This is a genomic window from Candidatus Accumulibacter aalborgensis (genome assembly GCF_900089955.1).
Lineage (GTDB): Bacteria > Pseudomonadota > Gammaproteobacteria > Burkholderiales > Rhodocyclaceae > Accumulibacter > Accumulibacter aalborgensis.
Window position 1 is genome coordinate 1 of sequence record NZ_FLQX01000069.1, and the last position, 3,092, is coordinate 3,092.

Annotated in this window: 2 protein-coding genes and 1 pseudogene; 1 reads left to right on the forward strand and 2 read right to left on the reverse strand. The window is 61.5% G+C overall.

All coding sequences use genetic code 11. The annotated features are described in order from the left end of the window. Together ACCAA_RS04640 and tnpC are read right to left on the reverse strand one after the other, a co-directional pair. The coding region (locus ACCAA_RS04640) for a ParA family protein (protein ID WP_186406074.1) at nucleotides 1–554 on the reverse strand (554 nt) is incomplete at its 3' end. 288 nt (nucleotides 555–842) lie between these two features. After that, nucleotides 843–2,447, reverse strand: coding sequence for an IS66 family transposase (gene tnpC / locus ACCAA_RS04645; RefSeq protein ID WP_186406075.1), 1,605 nt, complete (start codon nucleotides 2,445–2,447; stop codon nucleotides 843–845). Nucleotides 2,448–2,606: 159 nt separating this feature from the next. Between tnpC and ACCAA_RS04650 the strand changes: the two are divergent. Next, nucleotides 2,607–3,092, forward strand: a pseudogene (locus ACCAA_RS04650) (DUF6399 domain-containing protein); the annotation flags it as partial.

Below are 3,092 nucleotides of genomic sequence, written 5' to 3' on the forward strand. Positions count from 1 at the left end.
GCAACTGGAAGAAAGAATGCATCGCAGATCAAGAAGAAAGTCCTAGTTAGTGCGCCAGAACTCGGCCCGACGTCGATAAAAATAAAGTCTAGCTTTTCCTTCGTCGCCAACCTCACTAGAAAGTCTCCAGTTGCGACATAGGTTCGCATGAGATTGGTTCTCATGCTTGAGCGCTGCACGTGAGCCTCTGCCAAGTCGTCTTCGATGGAGCTAAGGTCCACGGATCCACGCAAAAGATAGAGGTTTGAACTCACGGGCACCAAGCTAATCTTTGCAATATCGATATATGCAACGTCACCTCGAATTCTTTGGTTAAGTGCATCGAGCAGGCTTGTACCGGGCAATTCTCCAACCATGCCCGTCCTATTAGATTCCGCGGCTGCGTCCAGTTCTGAAATAGTCGAGGCAAGTGCAATTTCCGTGAGGTTGCATTGCGGATCGGCATCTACCATTAGAACGCGCCGGCCCTTCTCTGCAAGCAGGCTGGCGAGGTTAAACGTTGAAGTGGTCTTGGATACCCCGCCCTTGTGGTTGTATAGAGTAATGATCTTCAATTGTTTTCCTGGCCAGATTTGCAATTGTGTTGAAAGATTCTGCGACAGCTTCTGCGTCGGCGCTCGGATGGCCAAAATTCAGTTAGCCCTGTGCCGGAAGATCTATCGGCAATGCCAGCAAGAGCATTCCTTTGGCGGCCTTGATCATCATTCCGGCCAATGCCAAGTGTTGCGCTTGGTGAAAGGAGTGGCAGGACCCTCGAAATCTCGTACCCTTGGAAGTGCAAACTCACCGAGGGAGAAGGAAGATGCTCGAAGGTCCTGCCGGGATGTAGTCAATCACTCCCCCTATGCCGCAGCCGGGATGGCGGGGAGCGAGGGGAGTTGCAAACCCTTGCGGGCGGCGGCGATGACGGTGCCAAGGTAGCGCCAGGCGCAGGCGTCGCGAAGGCGGCAGGTTTCGATGACGCTGGCGAGCAGAGCAAAAGCGCGGGACCCGTCCGCGGAGCGCGTGCCGTGGCTGATGTAGCGCGCAATGACCCAGTGCCGCAGTGCCCGTTCGGCTGCGTTGTTGGAGAGCGGCAGGTGGGGCTCGGCGACCGGACGCAGAATGACCTCCCAGTCGTATAGGAATTCGCGCACGACACTGCGCAGCACGGGGTTGTCATCCATCCGATGCGCCTCACAGAGTTGGTGCAGCCGCTTGATATGGGCGGCGTAGCGTACAGGCAACCCTTCCGGCGGCGGATCGACTCGCGCCGCGTAGATGGCGGCCATCAGCGTTTTCATGAGGCCTTCCATCTCCTGTCCGACCCCGGAAACTCGTCCATCGGTCGATTCGGCCAGGCCCCGCAGCTTGCGCATCAAGTGTGGCCAGCAGCGCAGGCGGTTTTTCCAGGCGCGGTAGACTTTGTAACCATCGCTGATGAGGATGCCGGAAAAGCCGTCTTGCAGCGCGTTTTCCAGCATCTCCCGGGTCCGCGGGCCGATGAAGTACAGCACCGTATGCGCGCTGGCCAGCACCCACAACCACAGCAGCAGGCCGGATTCCGGCCACGACGTTTCATCGACATTCAACTGCTCCGCCTGCACGGTGTCCGCCACCAAGGCGTCCTCCAGCGGCAAACTGGCACGTCCCGCTTCCCGGATCGTCTCGTCGATCACGCCGGTGCTCGGCGTCAGATCGAACACTTCCATCAGCAGTTCGCGAATCCTCGGTCGTGACATGTGCATGCGCAGCGCGAGGAGAACCAAGAGCCCGGCCAGGCCAGGACCCACCAAGCGCCATTCGCCAAGCTCAACCTTCTCCCATTGGGCATCGGCCGGTGCCCGCCAAGGTAGCGCACGGCTGACATGGCCGCAGGTGCAACCCACGTCAAGCAGACTGTGACGCGTGACACTGAACATGAGCCCGATCGTGCCCTCGACCTGCGGCGCAAGGTCAATTTCGTCCCAGGCCGTGTAAGCCTGCGACGGGGCCTCCGCCGCCAGCGCTAACCCACACGCCGTGCAGGTCTCGGGGCGGTGCTCGCAAGTGGCGGTGACCGTCAGTTTCTGTGTGCGGCCAAAGCCCTGACTGCCGGGCTGCCTCCCGGCCCGCTTACCCGAAGCCTGCCGAGCGGAGGACCTGGCAAGCCCTTCGGTTGCCGGCGCAGTCTCCTCCGTGGAGTCCGCGCTGTTCGCTGTCTTCGCTGGCGCTACCGATGCTTCCGCGACTCCAGTCGTGTCTCTTTCGGCCAAAGCATCCTCGCCCATCACGGGCTCGCTCGATCTCTCCCAAGGCGCCTCGCTGGTCGGCGGGCGCGAACTATTGGACGGGTTCTGATTCAGCCGATCCTGCAATTCCTTTACGTCGTGCAGCAAACGCTTCGACACCTCCAGCAATAGCTCCGCCGGTAGCTTCTTCAGCCACTCGTCGTCCATCTGGAGTAGGTCATGCTTGCGCAGGTACATCGCGTCGTGTCGTCGTTGAATTGTCGTATTATGCCATACGAATTGCTACCGTGGGGCGAATTCTCGGGGGGAGGTGAACGGTTACGCCGGGATTGACTATAGCTCAGACACGAGGCCGGTGCCACTGCGCACTGCACGGTCGTCGAGGGTGGGTTGGGCGTGAAGCGCCGCTCGCGCCTGGAGCGGGCGGAGCAGCTTGGGGCGGCCAGCGCACGCTTGGCGGCGGGACAGCCGCAACGGCAGGTGGCTGCCGACCTCGGCCTGGCACGCAGTACCTTGCAGGAGTGGTGCAAGCCGGTTGCGGTCGGCATGGCGCCAGCGGTCTTGGCGGCGTGGGTGGAGACCCCCGAGGGCGTACGGTGGCTGCATCAACTGGTGTTGGCGGCACACTTCACCATCACCCTGCAGGGCGGTGCCGGGGTGCGGGTGGTGTGCCAATTCCTTGAGTTGAGCGGGCTGTCGGCATTCGTCGGGGCCAGCTACGGCACCCACCAGGGCCTCAATGCGGCCCTGGAGGAGGCGCTGGTCGCCGTCGCGGATGAGCAGCGCGCGGCGCTAGCGCGGGGCATGCCGCACCGGAATCTCACGGTGTGTGAGGATGAGACCTTCCATCCGCAGATCTGTTTGGTGGCGCTGGAGCCGGTG

Bases quoted from the DNA above. Each gene is read 5' to 3' on its own strand.
- tnpC (WP_186406075.1), bottom strand. From the start codon at position 2,447: ATGTACCTGCGCAAGCATGACCTACTCCAGATGGACGACGAGTGGCTG.